This is a genomic window from Pseudomonas sp. TE3-3-F2023, assembly GCF_036784815.1.
Lineage (GTDB): Bacteria > Pseudomonadota > Gammaproteobacteria > Pseudomonadales > Pseudomonadaceae > Aquipseudomonas > Aquipseudomonas pudica.
Window position 1 is genome coordinate 1,384,001 of record NZ_CP145113.1, and the last position, 18,678, is coordinate 1,402,678.

Genomic DNA, 18,678 nt, shown 5'->3' on the forward strand with positions numbered 1-18,678 from the left:
ATGGAACTGTTAGGCGCTTTCTGGGCTGAACACTGGTTGCTGGCGATCCTCATGCTCGGGGCAATTGCCTTCGTTGCCGGCTTCGTCGACAGCATTGCCGGTGGCGGCGGGCTGTTCCTGGTGCCGGGCTTTCTGCTGGTTGGCATGCCACCCCAGGTTGCCCTCGGCCAGGAAAAACTGGTCAGTACCCTCGGCACGCTGGCGGCCATCCGCAACTTCCTGGCGAACAGCAAGATGGTCTGGAAGGTAGCGCTGGTCGGCGTGCCATTCTCGCTGCTCGGTGCCTACCTGGGAGCGCACCTGATCGTGTCGATCTCCCAGGAAACCGTAGGCAAGATCATCCTGGCGCTGATCCCCTTCGGCATCCTCATCTTCCTCACCCCCAAGGACCGCCCGGTCGAAGAGCGCGAACTGTCATCGCGCATGCTGTTCACCGTGGTCCCCCTGACCTGCCTGGCCATCGGTTTCTATGACGGCTTCTTCGGTCCCGGTACCGGCAGCATGTTCATCATCGCTTTCCATTACCTGCTGCGCATGGACCTGGTCTCCAGCTCGGCCAACTCCAAAACCTTCAACTTCGCATCCAATATCGGCGCCCTGGTGGCCTTCGTCATTGCCGGCAAGGTCGTCTACCTGCTGGCGTTGCCGCTGGTGGCTTGCAACATCCTCGGTAACCACCTTGGCAGCGCGCTGGCCCTGCGCAAAGGCAACGAAGTGGTGCGCAAGGCGCTGGTGTTCTCGATGCTCTGCCTGTTCACCAGCCTGGGCGTGAAGTACCTGGCCTGACCCTTCCATAGGAGACAACTGATGAAAACCGCATTCGTAACCGGCGCCTCCTCGGGCTTTGGCCGCGCCATCTGCCGTACCTTGATCGGCAAAGGCTACCGCGTGATCGGTGGTGCCCGGCGCATGGACAAGCTGCTAGCGCTGGAGGCCGAGCTGGGCGTCAATTTCATTCCGCTGGCGCTGGACGTCACCGACCCGTTGTCGCTAGAGACGGCGGTCGAGCAGATTCGTGATGCTTCGCTGCAGATCGACCTGCTGGTCAACAATGCCGGGCTGGCGCTGGGCGTGGACCGTGCCCAGGCAAGCAGTGCGGAAAACTGGCAGCGAATGATCGACACCAACATCACCGGCCTGGCCATGGTCACCCACAAGATCCTGCCGCAGATGGTGGAAAGCGACAGTGGCATGATCATCAACATCGGCTCGATCGCCGGCACCTACCCCTACCCAGGCGGTAATGTGTATGGCGCCAGCAAGGCCTTTGTCCGCCAGTTCAGCCTCAACCTGCGCGCCGACCTGGCGGGCACCCGCGTGCGAGTGAGCAACATCGAGCCTGGGCTGTGCTCGGGGACCGATTTCTCGGTGGTGCGCCTGAATGGTGACCTGGATGCCGTGCAGGCGCTGTATCGGGATGTGGAGGCCATCCTGCCCGAGGACATCGCGGCCACGGTGGCATGGATTGCCGAGCAGCCGGCGCATGTGAACATCAATACCATCGAGATCATGCCGGTGGCGCAGAGCAGCGCGGCGCTGAACGTAGTGCGCAACCTGCCGCTTTGCTGATCGGCCGATGGTGGATGGCACCGGCGTTGCCGGTGTTCGCGAGCACGCCCGCTCCCACAGAAATAGCGCCGTGCTTCGGGCATGTGCAGTACCTGTGGGAGCGTTTTTACCCGCGAATCAGGCAACACAGCGCCTTCAACTGACCCATGTCATCGCACCTTCTCGATTCTTGGCTAGTCTTAACTCTTGGCGGCCATCAATTGGCCGCCACCGTGACTACCAAGAGGCGCCGGCCATGTTCCGTGCGTCCACCACCTGATCAGGAGTGCACGATGGACCTGAACCGTCGGCAGTTCTTCAAGGTCGCCGCCGTCGGCCTTGGAGGCTCGAGCCTTGCGGCGTTGGGCATGGCCCCTACACCAGCATTTGCCGAGCAGGTGCGTCACTTCAAGCTGGCGCATACCAAGGAAACCCGTAACACCTGCCCTTACTGCTCGGTCGGCTGCGGCCTGATCATGTACAGCCAGGGCGATGCGGGCAAGAACGTCAAACAGAACATCATCCATATCGAAGGTGACGCCGACCACCCGGTCAACCGCGGCACCCTCTGCCCGAAAGGCGCTGGCCTGCTGGACTTCATCCACAGCCCGAGCCGCCTGCAGTACCCCGAGGTACGCAAGCCGGGCAGCCAGGAGTGGGTGCGGGTCAGCTGGGATGAGGCGCTCGATCGCGTCGCCGACCTGATGAAGCAGGACCGCGACGCCAACTTCATAGAAAAGAACGCCCAGGGGCAAACGGTCAACCGTTGGATCACCACCGGTTTTCTCGCTGCTTCCGCCGCCTCCAGCGAGGCTGGCTACCTGACCCACAAGGTCGTCCGCGCAACAGGCATGCTGGGGTTCGATAACCAGGCTCGTGTCTGACATGGCCCGACGGTGGCAAGTCTTGCCCCGACGTACGGCCGTGGCGCCATGACCAATCACTGGTCCGATATCGCCAACGCGAATCTGGTCCTGGTAATGGGTGGCAACGCAGCAGAAGCGCATCCGTGCGGCTTCAAGTGGGTGACCGAGGCCAAGGCGCACAACAAGGCGCGGCTGATCGTGGTCGACCCGCGGTTTACCCGTACCGCTTCGGTGGCGGACTACTACGCACCGATCCGTACTGGTACCGATATCGCCTTCATGGGCGGGCTGATCAATTACCTGCTGAGCAACGACAAGATCCAGCACGAGTACGTGCGCAACTACACCGATGTGTCGTTCATCGTCAAAGAGAACTATGGCTTCGAGGATGGCCTGTTCAGCGGCTACGACGAGGCCAAGCGCGTGTATGCCGACAAGTCCGGCTGGGGTTACGAGCTGGGTGAGGACGGTTTTGCCAAGGTCGACCCGACCCTGCAGCACCCGCGCTGCGTGTTCCAGCTGATGAAGCAGCACTACAGCCGCTATACCCCGGAACTGGCAAGCATGACCTGTGGCATGCCGCAGGACGCCATGCTGAAGATCTGGGAAGAGATCGCCACCTGCTCGGTACCGGGCAAGACCATGACGATCCTCTACGCGCTGGGCTGGACGCAGCACTCGATCGGCGCTCAGATCATCCGCAGCGCGGCTATGGTCCAGTTGCTGCTTGGCAACGTCGGCATGCCAGGTGGCGGTGTCAACGCCTTGAGGGGGCATTCCAACATCCAGGGCCTGACCGACCTTGGGCTGCTGTCCAACTCGCTGCCGGGCTACCTGACCCTGGCTGGCGACGCAGAGCAGGACTATGCCGCCTATATCGACAAGCGCGCCTCCAAGCCGCTGCGCCCTGGGCAACTGTCGTATTGGCAGAACTACGGCAAGTTCCACGTCAGCCTGATGAAAGCCTGGTACGGCGCCAATGCCACCGCAGAGAACAACTGGGGCTACGACTGGTTGCCCAAGCTCGATGTACCGGCCTACGACGTGCTGCGCATGTTCGAGATGATGGGTCAAGGCAAGGTCAACGGCTACATGTGCCAGGGTTTCAACCCGATTGCCGCGTTGCCGGACAAGAACCGCGTAACCGCGGCCCTGGGCAAGCTCAAGTGGCTGGTGATCATGGACCCGCTGGCCACCGAGACCTCGGAGTTCTGGCGCAACGCCGGGCCGTTCAACGATGTCGACACGGCCAATATCCAGACCGAAGTGATCCGCCTGCCCACCACCTGCTTTGCCGAGGAAGACGGCTCGCTGGTCAACAGCAGCCGCTGGCTGCAGTGGCACTGGAAGGGCGCCGACGGCCCGGGCGAGACCCGCACCGACGTTCACATCATGAGCGAGCTGTTCCTGCGCCTGCGCCAACGCTACCAGGCCGAGGGCGGCGCCTACCCTGATGCGCTGATGAACATCAGCTGGCCGTACAAGGTCCCTGAAGAGCCATCCCCGGAGGAACTGGCCAAGGAAATGAACGGCTGGGCGGTGACCGACGTCACCGACCCGACTGGCGCAGTGATCAAGGCCGGCCAGCAACTGGCGGGCTTTGGCCAGCTCAAGGACGACGGCAGCACCGCGTCCGGCTGCTGGATCTTCGCCGGCAGCTGGACCGAGCAGGGTAACCAGATGGCTCGTCGTGACAACAGCGACCCGTACGGCATGCACCAGGTGCAGAACTGGGCCTGGGCCTGGCCAGCCAACCGCCGCATCCTCTACAACCGTGCCTCCAGCGACCCGCAAGGCAAGCCGTGGGACCCGGAGAAGAAACGCCTGGTGTGGTGGAACGGCAAGGCCTGGACCGGCACAGACGTGCCTGACTTCAAGGTCGACTCGCCGCCTGAGGCGGGGATGAACCCGTTCATCATGAACCCCGAAGGCGTGGCGCGGTTCTTCGCCATCGACAAGATGGCCGAAGGCCCGTTCCCCGAGCACTACGAGCCGTTCGAGACGCCGATTGGCATCAATCCGCTGCACCCGCAGAACAAGAAGGCCACCAGCAACCCGGCTGGGCGGGTCTTCGATTCGGTGTGGGACAGCCTCGGCAAGCACGACGAGTTCCCCTACGCGGCGACCACGTACCGGCTGACGGAGCACTTCCACTTCTGGAGCAAGCATTGCCGGCTGAACGCCATCGCCCAGCCCGAGCAGTTCGTCGAAATCGGCGAGGTGCTGGCCAACGAGAAAGGTATCAAGGCCGGCGACCGGGTGCGGGTGTCGAGCAAGCGCGGGCATATCGATGCGGTGGCGGTGGTGACCAAGCGGATTCGCCCGCTCAAGGTCAACAACCAGACCGTGCACCAGATCGGCATCCCACTGCACTGGGGTTTCACCGGGGCTACGCGGCATGGCTATCTGACAAACACCCTGGTGCCTTTCCTGGGTGACGGCAATACCCAGACGCCAGAGTCCAAGTCGTTCCTCGTCAAAGTGGAGAAACTCTGATGGCCAGCCAAGACATCATCGCCCGCTCGGCCACCACCACCGTACCGCCTTCGGTACGCCAGCAGCAGGAAGTCGCCAAGCTGATCGACACTACCAAGTGCATCGGCTGCAAGGCCTGCCAGGTGGCGTGTTCGGAGTGGAACGAACTGCGTGACGAGGTCGGCCACAACCACGGCACCTACGACAATCCCCAGGACCTCACCGCCGAGACCTGGACCCTGATGCGCTTCACCGAGCACGAGCGCGACGACGGCAACCTGGAGTGGCTGATTCGCAAGGACGGCTGCATGCACTGCGCCGAGCCAGGTTGCCTGAAGGCGTGCCCGAGCCCGGGGGCAATCATCAAGCACGCCAACGGCATCGTCGACTTCAACCAGGACCACTGCATCGGTTGTGGCTATTGCATCACCGGTTGCCCGTTCAACATCCCGCGCATCTCGCAGAAGGACCACAAGGCGTACAAGTGCACCCTGTGTTCCGACCGCGTGACCGTGGGCCTGGAGCCGGCCTGTGTGAAAACCTGCCCGACCGGGGCGATCGTGTTCGGCACCAAGGACGAGATGAAGGTTCATGCAGCCGAACGCATCGTCGACCTCAAATCGCGGGGCTACGACAAGGCCGGGCTGTACGACCCGGATGGCGTCGGTGGCACCCACGTGATGTATGTGTTGCACCATGCCGACACGCCGAAGCTGTACGCCGGCCTGCCGGACCAGCCGGTGATCAGCCCGCTGGTGGGGCTGTGGAAGGGCTTCACCAAGCCGCTGGCGCTGCTTGCCATGGGCGCGGCGGTGCTGGCCGGGTTTTTCCACTATGTGCGGGTCGGGCCACAGCGGGTGGAAGAGGACGAACATCCGATACCTGCGGATGAAAGCGTGCACCAGGTGGACCCGTCGGTCCATGTCTATGATCCGACCAAGCCCGGTGGGCAAGGGGAGCAGCGGCCATGAACGACAACAAACCCATCCTGCGCTACAACGCCAACGAGCGCAGCAACCACTGGGTCGTCGCGATCCTGTTCGTCCTGGCTGGCTTGTCGGGGCTTGCGCTGTTCCATCCGGCACTGTTCTGGCTCAGCAACCTGTTCGGCGGTGGGCCGTGGACACGCATCCTGCACCCCTTCATCGGGGTGGCGATGTTCTTGTTCTTCCTCGGCCTGGTGCTGCGTTTCTGGCGGGCCAACTTCATCACTGCCAACGACCGCCTGTGGCTGCGCCGCGTGGACCGGGTGATGCTCAACAAGGAGGAGGGTGTACCACCGATCGGCAAGTACAACGCCGGGCAGAAACTGTTGTTCTGGACCCTGCTGGTGTGCATGCTGGTTCTGTTGATCAGCGGCGTGGTGATCTGGCGCGCATACTTCAGCCATTTGTTCGGCATCGAGGTCATTCGCCTGTCCGCGCTGCTCCACGCACTGGCGGCGTTCGTGCTGATCCTCAGCATCATCGTGCACATCTACGCCGGCATCTGGATCAAAGGTTCGATCGGCGCCATGCTGCATGGCTGGGTCAGCCGCGCCTGGGCGCGCAAGCACCATGAGTTGTGGTATCGCGAAGTGACCGGCGACAAGACGCCGGGCAATCACGGACGAAAAGAAGGATGAGCGCTTGAGCACGATACTCGAACCCGGGCAGATCGAAGCGTCGGCGGTGATGCCGCCGTTTCTGCACCTGCCCCCCGCCAACCTGTTCGAACTGCGCGCCGCGCGCCTGGAGCAGTTGGCCGAGGGCAATGCCCTTGGCGAATACCTGAAGCTGGTGGCTCGTTTGTGCCTCATCCAGCAGCAGCTTGTGAATAACCCGCCCGCTGGCATGCCGGTGGCCGAGGAGCGTCAGCGCCTGTGCATAAGTCATGGTTTGCCGCCTCTGGCGGCGGACAGCCTGGTGCGTGAGGGGCCGTGGCTGGTCTGGTTGCAAGCCTTGCTTGAGCATCTCGACGCGTACACCGGTGGTCCGTTGGGGGAGGCGCTGCAAGCCCTGCACAGCAGTGACGACCATCAACGCAAGGGTTGGGGCATTGCCTTGCTTGCCGGTCAGTACGATGCCGTGCCTGCGGCGCTGGTGCCGTTCATAGGGGCGGCCTTGCAGGCGGCCTGGTCCAGCTGGTTGCTGGCGCTGCCCACGCCAGAGCTCAAGCCTGCCGGCAGCCTGGCCCAGTGCCCGGCCTGCGGTTCGCCGGCGATGGCCGGGGTGGTGCGCAACCGCGGCAAGCACAATGGCCTGCGCTACCTGGCTTGTTCGCTGTGTGCCTGCGAATGGCATGTGGTGCGGGTCAAGTGCGTGTACTGCGAGTCGAGCAAGGACCTGCGCTATACCAGCCTTGACGATGACCGCCATGCGCCGGGCAAGGCGCCGCTGCGCGCGGAGTGCTGCCCGGAGTGCGAGAGCTACCTGAAGCAGAATTACCTGGAAAACGATGCTGCGGCCGAGCCGCTGGCCGATGACCTGGCCAGCCTGGCACTGGACATTCGCCTGGACGAGGAGGGGTTTCATCGGTTGGCACCGAACCTGATGCTCGCACCCGGGTAGTGGAGAGTGTCTACACTGTAAGACCGAGTCGCCTTCTTCGCAGGTAAACCCGCTCCCGCGGGGCCAGCGCAGCTATTGAGGCTTGCGCTGCCGCTGTGGGAGCGGGTTTACCCGCGAAGAGGCCAGTACAGACAACGGATCAGTCCAAGGTAGTACCGCATGTCCTCCAGCCTTGCCAGCGACACCCCACGCCTGCCCTCCATCGACACCCTTTTGCGCCACCCAGCCTGCCTCCCGCTGATCGACCGCCACGGCCGCGACGCGGTCCTCGCCACCCTGCGGCAATTGCTCGATGACCTGCGCGACCCCGCCCGCACCGGCCAGCTCAGCGCTGCCGAACTGGCTGCTGAAGTCCTGCTGGGCCGCACTGGCGAACGCTTGGCTACACAGCAACGCAGCCAGGTCCGCCGTGTGTTCAACCTTACCGGCACCGTGTTGCACACCAACCTAGGCCGCGCCCTGTTGCCAGAGGAGGCCATCGAGGCAATGCAGACCGCCGCTCGCTACCCGCTCAACCTGGAATTCGACCTGACCACCGGCAAGCGCGGCGATCGTGACGACCTGATCGAAGGCCTGATCCGCGAGTTGACCGGCGCCGAAGCCGTAACCGTGGTCAACAACAACGCCGCCGCCGTGCTGGTGGCGCTCAACAGCCTGGGCGCCCGCAAGGAGGGGGTCATCTCCCGCGGCGAACTGATCGAGATCGGCGGTGCCTTCCGCATCCCCGACATCATGGCCCGCGCCGGCGTGAAGCTGCACGAAGTCGGCACCACCAACCGCACCCACGCCCGTGACTACGAGGCCGCCATCAGCCCACGTACCGGCCTGCTGATGCGGGTGCATTGCAGCAACTACAGCATCCAGGGCTTCACTACCCAGGTGCCCACCGGCGAGCTGGCGCGCATCGCCCACCAACATGACCTGCCGCTGCTCGAAGACCTGGGCAGCGGCAGCCTGCTTGACCTTACCCGCTGGGGCCTGCCCGCCGAGCCGACCGTGCGCCAGGCCCTGGCTGACGGCGCCGATATCGTCACCTTCAGCGGCGACAAACTGCTGGGCGGGCCGCAAGCCGGGATCATCGTCGGGCGCAAGGAGCTGATCGCCAGGATCAAGAAGAACCCGCTCAAGCGCGCGCTGCGTGTCGACAAGATCACCCTGGCCGCACTCGAAGCGGTGCTGGCGCTGTACCGCAACCCCGACCGCCTGGCCGAGCGCCTGCCCAGTCTGCGCCTGTTGACCCGCAGCCAAGCCGAAATCCAGTCCCAGGCCGAGCGTCTGGCGCCAGAGCTCAAAGCCCGCCTCGGCGAGCAATGGGCGGTCAGCGTGGAACCGGCGCTGGGTATGATCGGCAGTGGCAGCCAACCGGTGGCCCGCCTGCCGAGCGCGGCGTTGTGCCTGCGCCCGCAGGTGTCGAAGAAGTTGCGCGGGCGCAGCCTGCATGTTCTGGAGCGGGCCTTGCGTGACTTGCCGGTGCCGGTGCTCGGCCGTATCGCCGATGACGCACTGTGGCTGGACCTGCGCCAACTGGATGACGAAGCCCAGTGGCTGGCGCAGTTGCCTGCCTTGCAATTGGGGCCGGTACAGTGATCGTTGGTACCGCCGGCCACATCGACCACGGCAAGACCGCACTGCTCCAGGCCCTGACCGGCCAAGCCGGTGACCATCGCCAGGAGGAGCGCGCCCGTGGCATGACCATCGACCTTGGCTACCGCTATGCGGCGCTGACCGAGGGGGTAGCGCTGACCGGCTTCATCGACGTACCGGGCCATGAGCGCTTTATCCACAACATGCTGGCCGGCGCCCACGGTATCGACCTGGTGCTGTTGGTGGTGGCTGCCGACGACGGGGTGATGCCACAAACCCGAGAGCACCTGGCGATCATCGAACTGCTGGGGGTCCCCCAGGCCTTGGTGGCGATCAGCAAATGCGACCGGGTAGAGCCAACCCGCCTGGCCGAAGTGCAGGCACAGGTCAGCGAACTGCTGGCGCCGGGCCCTTATGCCGGTGCACGGCAGTTTCCGTTGTCGAGTGTGACCGGCGAAGGTATCGATGCCCTGCGCCAGGCCTTGCTGGCCGCGCAACAGCGCGTACGCCAGCGCAGCGTGCGTGGCGGGTTCCGTCTGGCCGTCGACCGCGCCTTCGCCGTTACCGGTGCGGGTGTCGTGGTCACGGGCACGGCGCTGGCCGGGCGGGTGAGTGCCGGCGACACCCTGTTGCTGGGCAAGGCAGGCAAACCGGTGCGGGTGCGTGGCCTGCATGCACAGAACCAGGCCGCGCTGGTGGCCGAGGCGGGCCAGCGGGTGGCACTGAACATCGCTGCCGAACGGCTGACGGTGGAGCAGGTGCGCCGGGGTGACTGGCTGGTGCCCGAGTGGCTGCACGCTCCCAGCGTGCGGGTGGATATCGAGCTGAACCTGTTGCCGGGCGAGACCCGTACCTTCGAACATTTCAGCGCTGTGCACGTGCACCTCGGCACCCAGGACGTAACCGCCCGGGTGGCTTTGCTCGAAGGTGAAACCCTGGCGGCGGGCCAGCGCATGTTCGCCCAGTTGCTGCTGAACGCGCCGCTGCAGGCGGTACACGGCGATCGTCTGGTACTGCGCGACCAGCGTGCCCAGCGCACCCTGGGGGGCGGCAAGGTGCTCGACCCGTTCGCCCCAAGCCGTCAGCGTCGCAGCGATGAGCGCCTGCGCCAATTACAGGTGCTGCGCGATGCCGAGGACCTGGAGCAGGCCCTGCCGGCACTGCTTGCCAGCGCACCAGGGGGGATCGACCCGCAGCGTCTGGAGCGGCAGTTCAATCGCTTGCGCGAAACCTGGCAGTTGCCGGAAGACGTGCAGGTGATTGCCACGCGGCAGGGTCAACTGCTGTTTGCCAGTGCCCGGTGGCAGGCGCTCAAGCGCCAGGTGCTGGAGCAGTTGGCACTGTTCCATGAACAGGAGCCCGACCAGCTCGGCCCGGACCGCGACCGCCTTCGTCGTTTTGCTGCCTTGCCGCTGGAGCGGCCCGCTTTTGTCAGCCTGCTGGATGAGTTGCTCGAGGACGGCGCCGTTGCCAGCAGCGGGCCTTGGTTGCATCTGCCTGATCACAAGGTCCAGCTGAGCGAAGCCGACAGTGTGTTATGGGCGAGTCTGCAACCGAAGTTGCTGGCGGGGCAATACGATCCGCCCTGGGTCAGGACGCTTGCAAGCGAGGAAAACTGTGCCGAAGCCGATGTGCGCCTGTTGCTGCGCAAGCTGGCCCGGCTGGGCCTGGTGCACCAGGTGGTGCGCGACCTGTTCTACCCTGAGGCGACGTTAAAGCGCATGGCAGAGCTGCTGCTGGGGCAGGCCAGTGAAACGCCGATAGTGCAGGTTGCCGCGTTTCGCGATATGTTGGGCATCGGTCGCAAGCGCAGTGTGCAGATTCTGGAGTACTTCGACCGCATCGGCCTGACCCGGAGGGTGGCCGATCAGCGTCACATTCGCGCCGACAGCGCCCTGGCCCAGCAGCAGGCCAGGCACTGAGTTCAAGGAAGGCAATCGCGCCCGGTGGCGCGGCCGGGCTTCAAACCCGGTTGGGGACGGCAGCCGTTCCCGGGCAGGTTCGACTCCCGCTGCCTTCCGCCATTTTCTTTTGCCTGTCAGGGCCCTATCGCCGGCAAGCCAGCTCCCACAGGTACTCCACAGGCCTCAGGCCTTGTGTTATCCCTGTGGGAGCTGGCTTGCCGGCGATAGGGCCAGACCAGGCAACACTCAGGCCCGTTCCCCACACAGATCCAGGGCAAACCACCGTTCTGCCGTGTCGACATCCAGGCCAGCCCCCAGCAGCGCAACCATCTTGGCCAGCGCCGCCTCCCGGGTCATGCCCCCGCCACTGATTAGCCCGGCCCCGCGCAAGCGGTTACCCGCCGCATAGGTGTCGAACACCACCGACCCCTCAGGGCACTGGCTGATAGCCGCCAGCATCATGCCCCGCTGGCGTGCCGCGCTCAGCACATCCAGCAACGCCTGGTCATCCGATGGCCCGGTACCGCTGCCGTAGCACTCCAGCAGCAACCCCTGCACGCCGCTGCCCAGCAGTGCCTGCAAGTGCCCGGCCTGCAGGCCCGGGAACACCGGCACTACCGCCAGGTTGACCGGTTGGCGCGGGTGCTTGTAGCCAAGTTCGGCTGGGATCGCCGTGGCGCGCTCACTGTCACGATGACGCGGTAGCGCGGCAAAGGCATCGAACGCCTCGCTGCGCAGCTTCGACGCCCGGCAGCCATGCAGCAGCTGCCCATGGAAATACAGTTGCACGCCATCTTCCAGCCCTTGTTCGAACTGGCGCAGTGCGCCACACAGGTTGCCCCAGGCGTCGCTGCCCGCGGCACCCGCCGGCAGCATCGAGCCGGTCAGCAGCACCGGCACCGGCAGGCCCAGCAGCAGGAACGACAATGCCGCAGCGCTGTAGGCCAGGCTGTCTGTGCCATGCAGCACCAGCACGCCGTCATGGCCAGCCACTTCTACCGCTGCGACGATAGCATCGCGCATCGCCAGCCAGTTGTGCTGTTGCATGTTGGCGCTGTCGAGCAGGGGGTTCAGTTCCTGCAGGGTCCATTGCACCTGGGGCGCATCGGCCAACCGGGAGAAGTGTTCACGCATTCGCGCTTCGAAACCACCGGCCGGCGCCAGGCCTTCCGGTGTTTCGAGCATGCCGATGGTGCCACCGGTATAGAGAACGAGAAGATTCTTTACTACACGCATGGAAAGCATCCGGAGCGATGAGCGGAGAAAGAAAAGCCGCCCGCGAACGGGGCGGCTGGGCAGGGCAGGATATCAGCGCTGCGTCTGGGCTTGGCCAACCGCTTTGTCAGTGGCTGTTTCCGCCTGCGGATTGGCAGGCCAGGCATTGCGGTCCAGGTCCAGGTCGGTGAACTTGGCCGAGTCGAACACTGGCTGGTCGACGCCCGCCTTGCGCTGCTCGTCGTAGTCGCGCATCACACGCAGGCCGACCTTGAACAGCAGGGCCAAGGCCACCAGGTTGACGAAGGCCAGGCAGGTCATGGTGATGTCGGCGAAGGCGAACACGGTCGACAGGTCCTGCATCGAACCCCATACCACCAGCGCCAGTACCAGGCCGCGGAACACCATCAGTACCACGCGGTTGCGGCTGAGGAACTGCAGGCTGTTCTCGCCCAGGTAGTAGTTGTAGAGGATGCAGGTGAAGACGAACAGCGACAGCGCCACGCTGACGAACACGCGGCCCCAGTCACCGACCACGGCTGCCAGCGAGTTCTGGGTCAGGACGATGCCGTCACCTTCGAAGCCCGGGGTGTAGAAGCCCGACAGCAGGATCAGCAACGCGGTGCAGGTGCAGATCACGAAGGTGTCGAGGAACACGCTGAAGGCCTGGACAACGCCCTGGGCACCAGGGTGTTTCACGGCGGCCACGGCGGCGACGTTCGGCGCACTGCCCAGGCCCGCTTCGTTGGCGAACACACCACGCTTCACGCCCATGACGATGGCGCTGCCGAGCAGGCCGCCGAATGCCGGGTCGAGGCCGAAGGCGCTCTTGAAGATGGTTTCCAGCATGGCCGGCACGTGTTCGATCTGGGTGCCGATCACGTACAGGGTCACGCCGATGTAGGCCAGGGTCTTGACCGGTACCAGCAGGTCGGACACCGCGGCGATGCGCTTGATGCCGCCGATGAAGGTGATGGCCAGCAGCACGGCGAGTACGATGCCGGTGTGCTTGGGGTCGAAGGCAAAGGCGTTCTGCAGCGAGTGGGTCACGGTGTACGACTGCAGGCCGATGAAGGCGAAGCCGTAGGTGACCAGCAGCAGGATCGAGAACACGATGGCCATGCTTTTCAGTTTCAGGCCGTGCTGGATGTAGTAGGCCGGGCCACCACGGTACAGCCCATCGCCATCGGCGCGCTTGTAGACCTGGGCCAGGGTGCATTCGAAGAAGCTGCTGGACATGCCCACCAGTGCGGTGACCCACATCCAGAACACAGCGCCTGGTCCACCCAGTGTCACGGCAATGCCGACACCGGCGATGTTACCGGCGCCCACGCGGCCGGCCAGGCTCAGCATCAGGGCCTGGAAGGAGCTCAGCTGGCCTGCCTGGCCACGCAGCGATTCCTTGAACACACCGAACATGTGGCCAAAATGACGGAACTGGACGAACCGGGAACGGATGGTGAAGTAGCTACCCAGCCCTACGATCAGCACAATGAGAAGTTTCCCCGAGAGGAAATCGTTGAGTACTTCGAGCATTGGAAAATGACCTCGATTCTTATTGTTCGTGTGGAAAGACCAGCGGACGGCAGGCGCACCGCTATTCGTTGGGGCGCATGGTTGGCTATGACAAGAGTGGTTACAATTTCGCGGGTTGCTCTGATTTGATGCGACTTGATGCTACACTGGCATCATTCGCGTCACCTGAGTCCCCTGCCATGAGCGATCATTTCGCTACCAATCTGAAATTGGCCTGCAGCCACTACCGCTCTATCTCCGAAGTTTGCCGCCAGCTGTCGATCAATCGCGCGCAATTCAACAAGTACCTGAGCGGGCAGAGCCGTCCGACGGCGTACAACCTCAAGCGCATCGGCGATTTCTTCGGGGTCGAGGACTACGAACTGAGCCTGCCGGCCGATCAGTTCGCCCGCCTGATTGGCGCCCGTGTATCGCCGCTGGCCGAGCAGCCCGGCGACCCCATCAGTGAATTGTTCCGCCCATTGCATGAACACGCCGGCAACCTGTCGCGCTATTGCGGTTACTACTTCGAGTATTCCAACTGCATGTCGGTGCCGGGCACGATCCTGGTGTCGCTGGTGCACCTGTGGGAAGAGCGGGGCCGCTTCCTGTTCGAGCGCCAGGAACGCCAGGAACGCTCCAGCGCCACCGACCAGCATGCCGAGGTGCGTTGCCGCTACCTGGGCGCGGCGTTCCAGTTGCAGGACCGGGTGTTCCTGATCGACTACGAGTCGCTCACCTTCAACGAAATGAGCCAGACCATCCTCATCCCCAGCTTCAAAAGCCGCATCACCCGCCTGAACGGCTTGAAGGCCGGCGTCTCCAGCGGCGACCGGCGCAACCCGGCCTGCACCCGGGTGGTGTGGGAATACCTGGGCGAGGAGATCAATCGCATCAATGCCTACCGGCAGGTAAAACTGTACTGGCCGGATGATCCACGCATAGATGACGATGTGCGTGAGCGGCTGAGCGTGGGCCCGTTGCGTAACAGCCTGTTCGAGATCGAGTGATGTATTTTTCAGAGAAAAAGTTGATGTAACCACTCGCCAATCGGGTTGCCTGGGTCGAGCAGCAACTTGATCGCCATGATGCAGCAAACACCGACCAGCAATGGCTTGATCAGCCGTGGGCCAAAGTGCACTGCGCAGCGTGCGCCCAATTGAGCCCCCGCAAAAGCCGCGAACGCCATTGCCAGGGCCAGTGGCCAGATGATCGCCCCGCTGATTGAAAAGACTGACAATGCGCCCAGGTTACAGGCTGCGTTCAAAAGCTTGCTGGTACACACAGCTTGTATCAAGTGCTGGCCCAGGAGGATCACGCAGGCCAGCATGAAGAACGAGCCGACACCAGGGCCGAAGATACCGTCATAAAAGCCGATGATCGGTGCAACCGTCACGCAGAACAGGCTGGTCGATATCTTTGCCTTGCGCGCTTGTTCATTCGGCTTTGGGCTGAAGGCAAAGTAGGCGGCTATCAGAATCAGCAGTGGTGGGACGCACGCCTGCAGAACGCTTTTGGGCACGTAAGTTATCGACAAGGCACCCAACGCCCCTCCGATAAACGACATGACAGCCATTGGGCTGCCCCGTCGCCAGTCGATCATGCCTTTGCGGGCGAAGGCGCACGTAGCCGAAACCGTAGCCGAAGCCGCCTGGAACTTGTTGGTGGCAATTGCCGCCAAGGGTTCGATACCGGCAATGAACAACACCGGGAGCGTGATCAGGCCCCCACCACCGGCGATAGCATCGAAAAAGCCGGCTATCAGTGCCACCAGTGCGAGCGTCAGAACAAGCGTTACGTCGAATTCGATCATTGGGTGTTTTCCTGGGATCAGCCACGCACCAGCAGTGGGTCTTCAGCGAGCACCAACGGTACCGCGAAGGGGGAGTATCCGAATTGACGGATGAGCAGCCGCCGGTTGTCCTGGACCATGTCGCGGCCGTGCAAGGCCCGACTGTTGTTGATCAACAGAGCGCTGTCAGGCTGCAGGACAAACGCCAGTGATCGTGCGTTATCCAGTGCTTTCTGAAAGGAGTCGAAGGCGCGCGCCGCTGCGCTGCAGGCGCGTTCATTCAGGCTGAAGCGATAGCTGTTGTAACGAACAGAGAAACCACCATTGGGCTCGAATTGCAGAATTGAAACTGCTTTGCCTGCATTGCCCTGTCCGGGAGCGAAGCAGTCACTGCGGGTGAAGTCGAAAGACGTTGAAGACAGCGCAAGTGTGTCCAGGCTACCCAAGCGTTCGATGATTTCCCGGAGCGGGAAGACATACGTAGGTTCATTGGCGGGGTTCCAGCGCGCAGTCAGAATAAGTGCAGAGGGGGCAGGGGAGTTGGCATTGGTGGAAATTGTCGAGCAGTTGTAGGGCGCTTCAGTGTGCGGCCCCAAGCGCAAGCCCGCATGCGAGCTGGTTTCAACTTCCAGGCAGGGGTCTTCGTCAAGCCGCGGAACGCGGCCACCGCCCTTGAAGTTGCCGACCAGGCGAACCTGTTTACCATCGTTGTCTATATCGAAGGCGAAATTGCGGTAGCGCACGAGCTCCAGCAGCAGTTGATTGCGGGAGGCAAGGTATTGGCAACGAGGGTTTTGCGCCAGGACGGAAATATCTGGAAGGTACTCTGGTATTGGCTCGTTGGCACAAGGCATCTGCCTGTACATCAAGGCAGATAGCTGGCCTTCACTGAAGCGTTGTAACAGCGCGCGCTGTTCCTCACTCAAGGCTCGCTCGAGTTGATCGGCGAATATACGAGCCTGAAGTGCTACACCTTTGGCCTCCGGGCCACCCAAGTCAGCAATGGTCTGGCTTGCAAAGGTTATGGCCTTGCTTTGCTCCGGGCTGAAATCAAGGTATGCAACTTCCGAATGAGGCATTGAACGTTCCCTGTACTTGTTTTTGTGAAGCTCCCCGGCTGGCAAGTGGGGGAGTCAACTATTCAATGCGGTTGTGCTGCTGCATGAAAGTCAGCTCGTTCCTGGTATGTCGTAGGAGATTTCTGCCTGTGGTGGTGTTGAAATGTGGAACTTTGGAATCACTACCACCTGTGGCATCGAAAGGGGCCGGTGTTGGACTTCCCCGCCCGGAAACCGCAAAATGACCCCTTTCCTTCAATCAACCTCTCCGGATCTGCTGACTCTATGCGTATGCGCCTAATGCTGTTGGGTGGTGGCAATGCCCTCGGGCAAGCGCTGATTCGTCTTGGGGCCGAGGAGGACATCGCATTCCTGGCGCCGCGCCCGCCCGAGAACGGTTGGACGCCGGCCAGCCTCACTCAGTTGCTCGACGATCATCGTCCCGATGCCTTGGTCAACCTGGCCTATTACTTCGACTGGTTCCAGGCCGAGTCGGTCAGTGAGCAGCGCCTTGCCCAGCAGGAACGGGCTGTGGAGCGCCTGGCAGAGCTGTGCCAGCACCACCAGATCACCTTGGTGCAGCCTTCCAGCTACCGTGTGTTCGATGGCTCGCGGGCCACGGCCTACAGCGAAAAAGACGAGCCGATGCCGCTGGGCCTTCGTGGCCAGGCCCTGTGGCGCATCGAGCAGAGCGTGCGCGCGGCTTGCCCGCAGCACGTGCTGTTGCGCTTTGGTTGGCTGCTCGACGAAAGCATCGACGGGGCGCTGGGTCGCTTCCTGACCCGTGCCGAGCAACCCCAGGAACTGCTGCTGGCGGATGACCGGCGTGGCAACCCGACGCCGGTCGACGACGCCGCCCGAGTGATCCTCTCGGTGCTCAAGCAACTTGATTGCAGTGCGCCGCTGTGGGGCACTTACCATTACGCCGGCAACGAGGCGACCACGCCGCTGGCGCTGGGCCAGGCGATCCTTACCGAAGCAGGCCAGTACCGCCAGTTGGCCGTGCAGGCACCGACGCCGCAGGCCCATGCCGCTCGGCCGGATGCCAGCGAAGAGCCGCAGCACGCAGTACTGGCCTGCAAGAAAATCCTTCATACCTTCGGCATCAAGCCGCGCGCCTGGCGTGCCGGCCTGCCGCCTCTACTGGACCGGTTCTACCGCCATGGCTGACGCCCCCATCCTGATCACCGGCGGTGCCGGCTTCATTGGCTCCCACCTGTGCGATGCGTTATTGGACAAAGGCTACGCCGTACGCATTCTCGACGATTTTTCCACTGGCCAGCGGGGCAACCTGCAGGTCGACCACCCACGCCTGGAACTGGTTGAAGGCGATGTTGCCGATGCCGGGCTGGTCACGCAGGTTGCGGCTGGCTGCAGTGCCGTGGTGCACCTAGCAGCGGTTGCCTCGGTGCAGGCCTCGGTGGAGGACCCGGTGCGGACCCACCAGAGCAATTTCATCGGCACCCTCAACGTGTGCGAAGCCATGCGCGTGCATGGGTTGCGCCGGGTGCTGTTCGCCTCCAGTGCGGCGGTGTACGGCAACAATGGTGAAGGCGAGTCGATTGCCGAAGACACCCCCAAGGCGCCGCTGACCCCGTATGCAGTGGACAAGCTGGCCAGTGAGCAGTACCTGGACTTCTACCGTCGCCAGCATGGCCTGGAGCCGGTGGTGTTCCGCTTCTTCAATATCTTCGGGCCGCGCCAGGACCCATCATCGCCGTATTCCGGGGTGATCAGCATCTTCTCCGAGCGCGCTGTGAAGGGTTTGCCGATTACGGTGTTCGGTGACGGTGAGCAGACCCGGGACTTCCTGTACGTGGGCGATCTGGTGCAAGTGATGGTGCAGGCGCTGGAGCAGCCGCAGGTCGAGGAGGGGGCGGTGAATATCGGCCTCAACCAGGCAACGTCGCTCAACCAGTTGCTGGCAGCGCTTGAGAAGGTGGTGGGTAGCTTGCCGGCGGTCAGTTATGTGGCGGCACGTTCGGGTGACATTCGCCATTCGCGGGCGGATAACCAGCGCTTGTTGGCGCGGTTCGAGTTTCCGCAGGCGACGCCGATGGTCGAGGGGCTGGCGCGGCTTTTGGGCAAGGGCTGAAATTCTTGGGGGCGCTTTGCGCCCCTATCGCCGGCAAGCCAGCTCCCAAAAGGGCGAGTACGCGATCCTGTGGCAGT

At 63.3% G+C, this 18,678-nt stretch carries 15 protein-coding genes and 1 tRNA gene; 12 read left to right on the plus strand and 4 right to left on the minus strand.

The annotated features are described in order from the left end of the window. From V3314_RS06250 to V3314_RS06290, 9 genes are all read left to right on the plus strand, one after another. Entirely contained in the window at positions 1-786 is a 786-nt protein-coding gene (locus tag V3314_RS06250) for a TSUP family transporter (protein ID WP_046615926.1), read from the plus strand. A gap of 21 nt (positions 787-807) precedes the next feature. After that, entirely contained in the window at positions 808-1,569 is a 762-nt protein-coding gene (locus V3314_RS06255) for an SDR family NAD(P)-dependent oxidoreductase (RefSeq protein WP_046615927.1), read from the plus strand. A gap of 272 nt (positions 1,570-1,841) precedes the next feature. Further along, the gene (gene fdnG / locus V3314_RS06260; protein ID WP_146190409.1) at positions 1,842-4,910 is read left to right on the plus strand and encodes a formate dehydrogenase-N subunit alpha; all 3,069 of its coding nucleotides are present in this window, start codon (positions 1,842-1,844) and stop codon (positions 4,908-4,910) included. Continuing rightward, positions 4,910-5,860 carry a formate dehydrogenase subunit beta gene (gene fdxH / locus V3314_RS06265; RefSeq protein ID WP_046615930.1) on the plus strand — a complete coding sequence of 317 codons (951 nt, stop codon included), beginning with the start codon at positions 4,910-4,912 and terminating at the stop codon, positions 5,858-5,860. The genes fdnG and fdxH overlap by 1 nt, the downstream gene beginning before the upstream one ends. Next, on the plus strand, positions 5,857-6,513 hold the full coding sequence (locus V3314_RS06270; RefSeq protein ID WP_338460031.1) for a formate dehydrogenase subunit gamma: 657 nt from the start codon (positions 5,857-5,859) through the stop codon (positions 6,511-6,513). Before fdxH ends, V3314_RS06270 begins: the two co-directional genes overlap by 4 nt. A gap of 4 nt (positions 6,514-6,517) precedes the next feature. Continuing rightward, complete coding sequence (fdhE, locus tag V3314_RS06275; protein WP_046615932.1) at positions 6,518-7,438, plus strand: formate dehydrogenase accessory protein FdhE; 921 nt, start codon at positions 6,518-6,520, stop codon at positions 7,436-7,438. 159 nt (positions 7,439-7,597) lie between these two features. Further along, a complete protein-coding gene (gene selA / locus V3314_RS06280; protein WP_046615933.1) occupies positions 7,598-9,025 on the plus strand; it encodes an L-seryl-tRNA(Sec) selenium transferase in 1,428 nt (475 codons plus the stop codon). After that, a complete protein-coding gene (gene selB / locus V3314_RS06285) occupies positions 9,022-10,944 on the plus strand; it encodes a selenocysteine-specific translation elongation factor (protein WP_046615934.1) in 1,923 nt (640 codons plus the stop codon). Before selA ends, selB begins: the two co-directional genes overlap by 4 nt. A 6-nt stretch (positions 10,945-10,950) precedes the next feature. After that, positions 10,951-11,046: transfer RNA gene (locus V3314_RS06290), tRNA-Sec, on the plus strand. 126 nt (positions 11,047-11,172) lie between these two features. Here the strand turns inward: V3314_RS06290 and V3314_RS06295 are convergent. Together V3314_RS06295 and V3314_RS06300 are read right to left on the minus strand one after the other, a co-directional pair. Continuing rightward, positions 11,173-12,171 carry an asparaginase gene (locus tag V3314_RS06295; RefSeq protein WP_338460032.1) on the minus strand — a complete coding sequence of 333 codons (999 nt, stop codon included), beginning with the start codon at positions 12,169-12,171 and terminating at the stop codon, positions 11,173-11,175. Positions 12,172-12,234: 63 nt separating this feature from the next. Then, positions 12,235-13,677 carry an alanine/glycine:cation symporter family protein gene (locus V3314_RS06300; RefSeq protein ID WP_046615936.1) on the minus strand — a complete coding sequence of 481 codons (1,443 nt, stop codon included), beginning with the start codon at positions 13,675-13,677 and terminating at the stop codon, positions 12,235-12,237. Between the two features lie 179 nt (positions 13,678-13,856). Between V3314_RS06300 and V3314_RS06305 the strand changes: the two genes are divergently transcribed. After that, complete coding sequence (locus tag V3314_RS06305; protein ID WP_046615937.1) at positions 13,857-14,666, plus strand: helix-turn-helix transcriptional regulator; 810 nt, start codon at positions 13,857-13,859, stop codon at positions 14,664-14,666. 8 nt (positions 14,667-14,674) lie between these two features. Here the strand turns inward: V3314_RS06305 and V3314_RS06310 are convergent, their stop codons facing one another. Beyond that, complete coding sequence (locus V3314_RS06310; RefSeq protein ID WP_284386229.1) at positions 14,675-15,469, minus strand: TSUP family transporter; 795 nt, start codon at positions 15,467-15,469, stop codon at positions 14,675-14,677. Between the two features lie 17 nt (positions 15,470-15,486). Beyond that, on the minus strand, positions 15,487-16,527 hold the full coding sequence (locus V3314_RS06315) for a hypothetical protein (RefSeq protein WP_338460033.1): 1,041 nt from the start codon (positions 16,525-16,527) through the stop codon (positions 15,487-15,489). A 264-nt stretch (positions 16,528-16,791) separates the two neighbouring features. On the opposite strand from V3314_RS06315, the gene V3314_RS06320 reads away from it, so the two are divergent. Further along, positions 16,792-17,676: a sugar nucleotide-binding protein gene (locus V3314_RS06320; RefSeq protein ID WP_046615940.1), complete on the plus strand. Its 885-nt coding sequence runs from the start codon at positions 16,792-16,794 to the stop codon at positions 17,674-17,676. Then, on the plus strand, positions 17,669-18,601 hold the full coding sequence (locus tag V3314_RS06325; RefSeq protein ID WP_046615941.1) for an NAD-dependent epimerase/dehydratase family protein: 933 nt from the start codon (positions 17,669-17,671) through the stop codon (positions 18,599-18,601). Before V3314_RS06320 ends, V3314_RS06325 begins: the two co-directional genes overlap by 8 nt. Positions 18,602-18,678 lie beyond the last annotated feature (77 nt).

Bases quoted from the DNA above. Each gene is read 5' to 3' on its own strand.
- V3314_RS06250 (WP_046615926.1), top strand. From the start codon at position 1: ATGGAACTGTTAGGCGCTTTCTGGGCTGAACACTGGTTGCTGGCGATC.
- V3314_RS06255 (WP_046615927.1), top strand. From the start codon at position 808: ATGAAAACCGCATTCGTAACCGGCGCCTCCTCGGGCTTTGGCCGCGCC.
- fdxH (WP_046615930.1), top strand. From the start codon at position 4,910: ATGGCCAGCCAAGACATCATCGCCCGCTCGGCCACCACCACCGTACCG.
- V3314_RS06270 (WP_338460031.1), top strand. From the start codon at position 5,857: ATGAACGACAACAAACCCATCCTGCGCTACAACGCCAACGAGCGCAGC.
- selA (WP_046615933.1), top strand. From the start codon at position 7,598: ATGTCCTCCAGCCTTGCCAGCGACACCCCACGCCTGCCCTCCATCGAC.
- V3314_RS06295 (WP_338460032.1), bottom strand. From the start codon at position 12,171: ATGCTTTCCATGCGTGTAGTAAAGAATCTTCTCGTTCTCTATACCGGT.
- V3314_RS06300 (WP_046615936.1), bottom strand. From the start codon at position 13,677: ATGCTCGAAGTACTCAACGATTTCCTCTCGGGGAAACTTCTCATTGTG.
- V3314_RS06305 (WP_046615937.1), top strand. From the start codon at position 13,857: ATGAGCGATCATTTCGCTACCAATCTGAAATTGGCCTGCAGCCACTAC.
- V3314_RS06310 (WP_284386229.1), bottom strand. From the start codon at position 15,469: ATGATCGAATTCGACGTAACGCTTGTTCTGACGCTCGCACTGGTGGCA.
- V3314_RS06315 (WP_338460033.1), bottom strand. From the start codon at position 16,527: ATGCCTCATTCGGAAGTTGCATACCTTGATTTCAGCCCGGAGCAAAGC.
- V3314_RS06320 (WP_046615940.1), top strand. From the start codon at position 16,792: ATGCGTATGCGCCTAATGCTGTTGGGTGGTGGCAATGCCCTCGGGCAA.
- V3314_RS06325 (WP_046615941.1), top strand. From the start codon at position 17,669: ATGGCTGACGCCCCCATCCTGATCACCGGCGGTGCCGGCTTCATTGGC.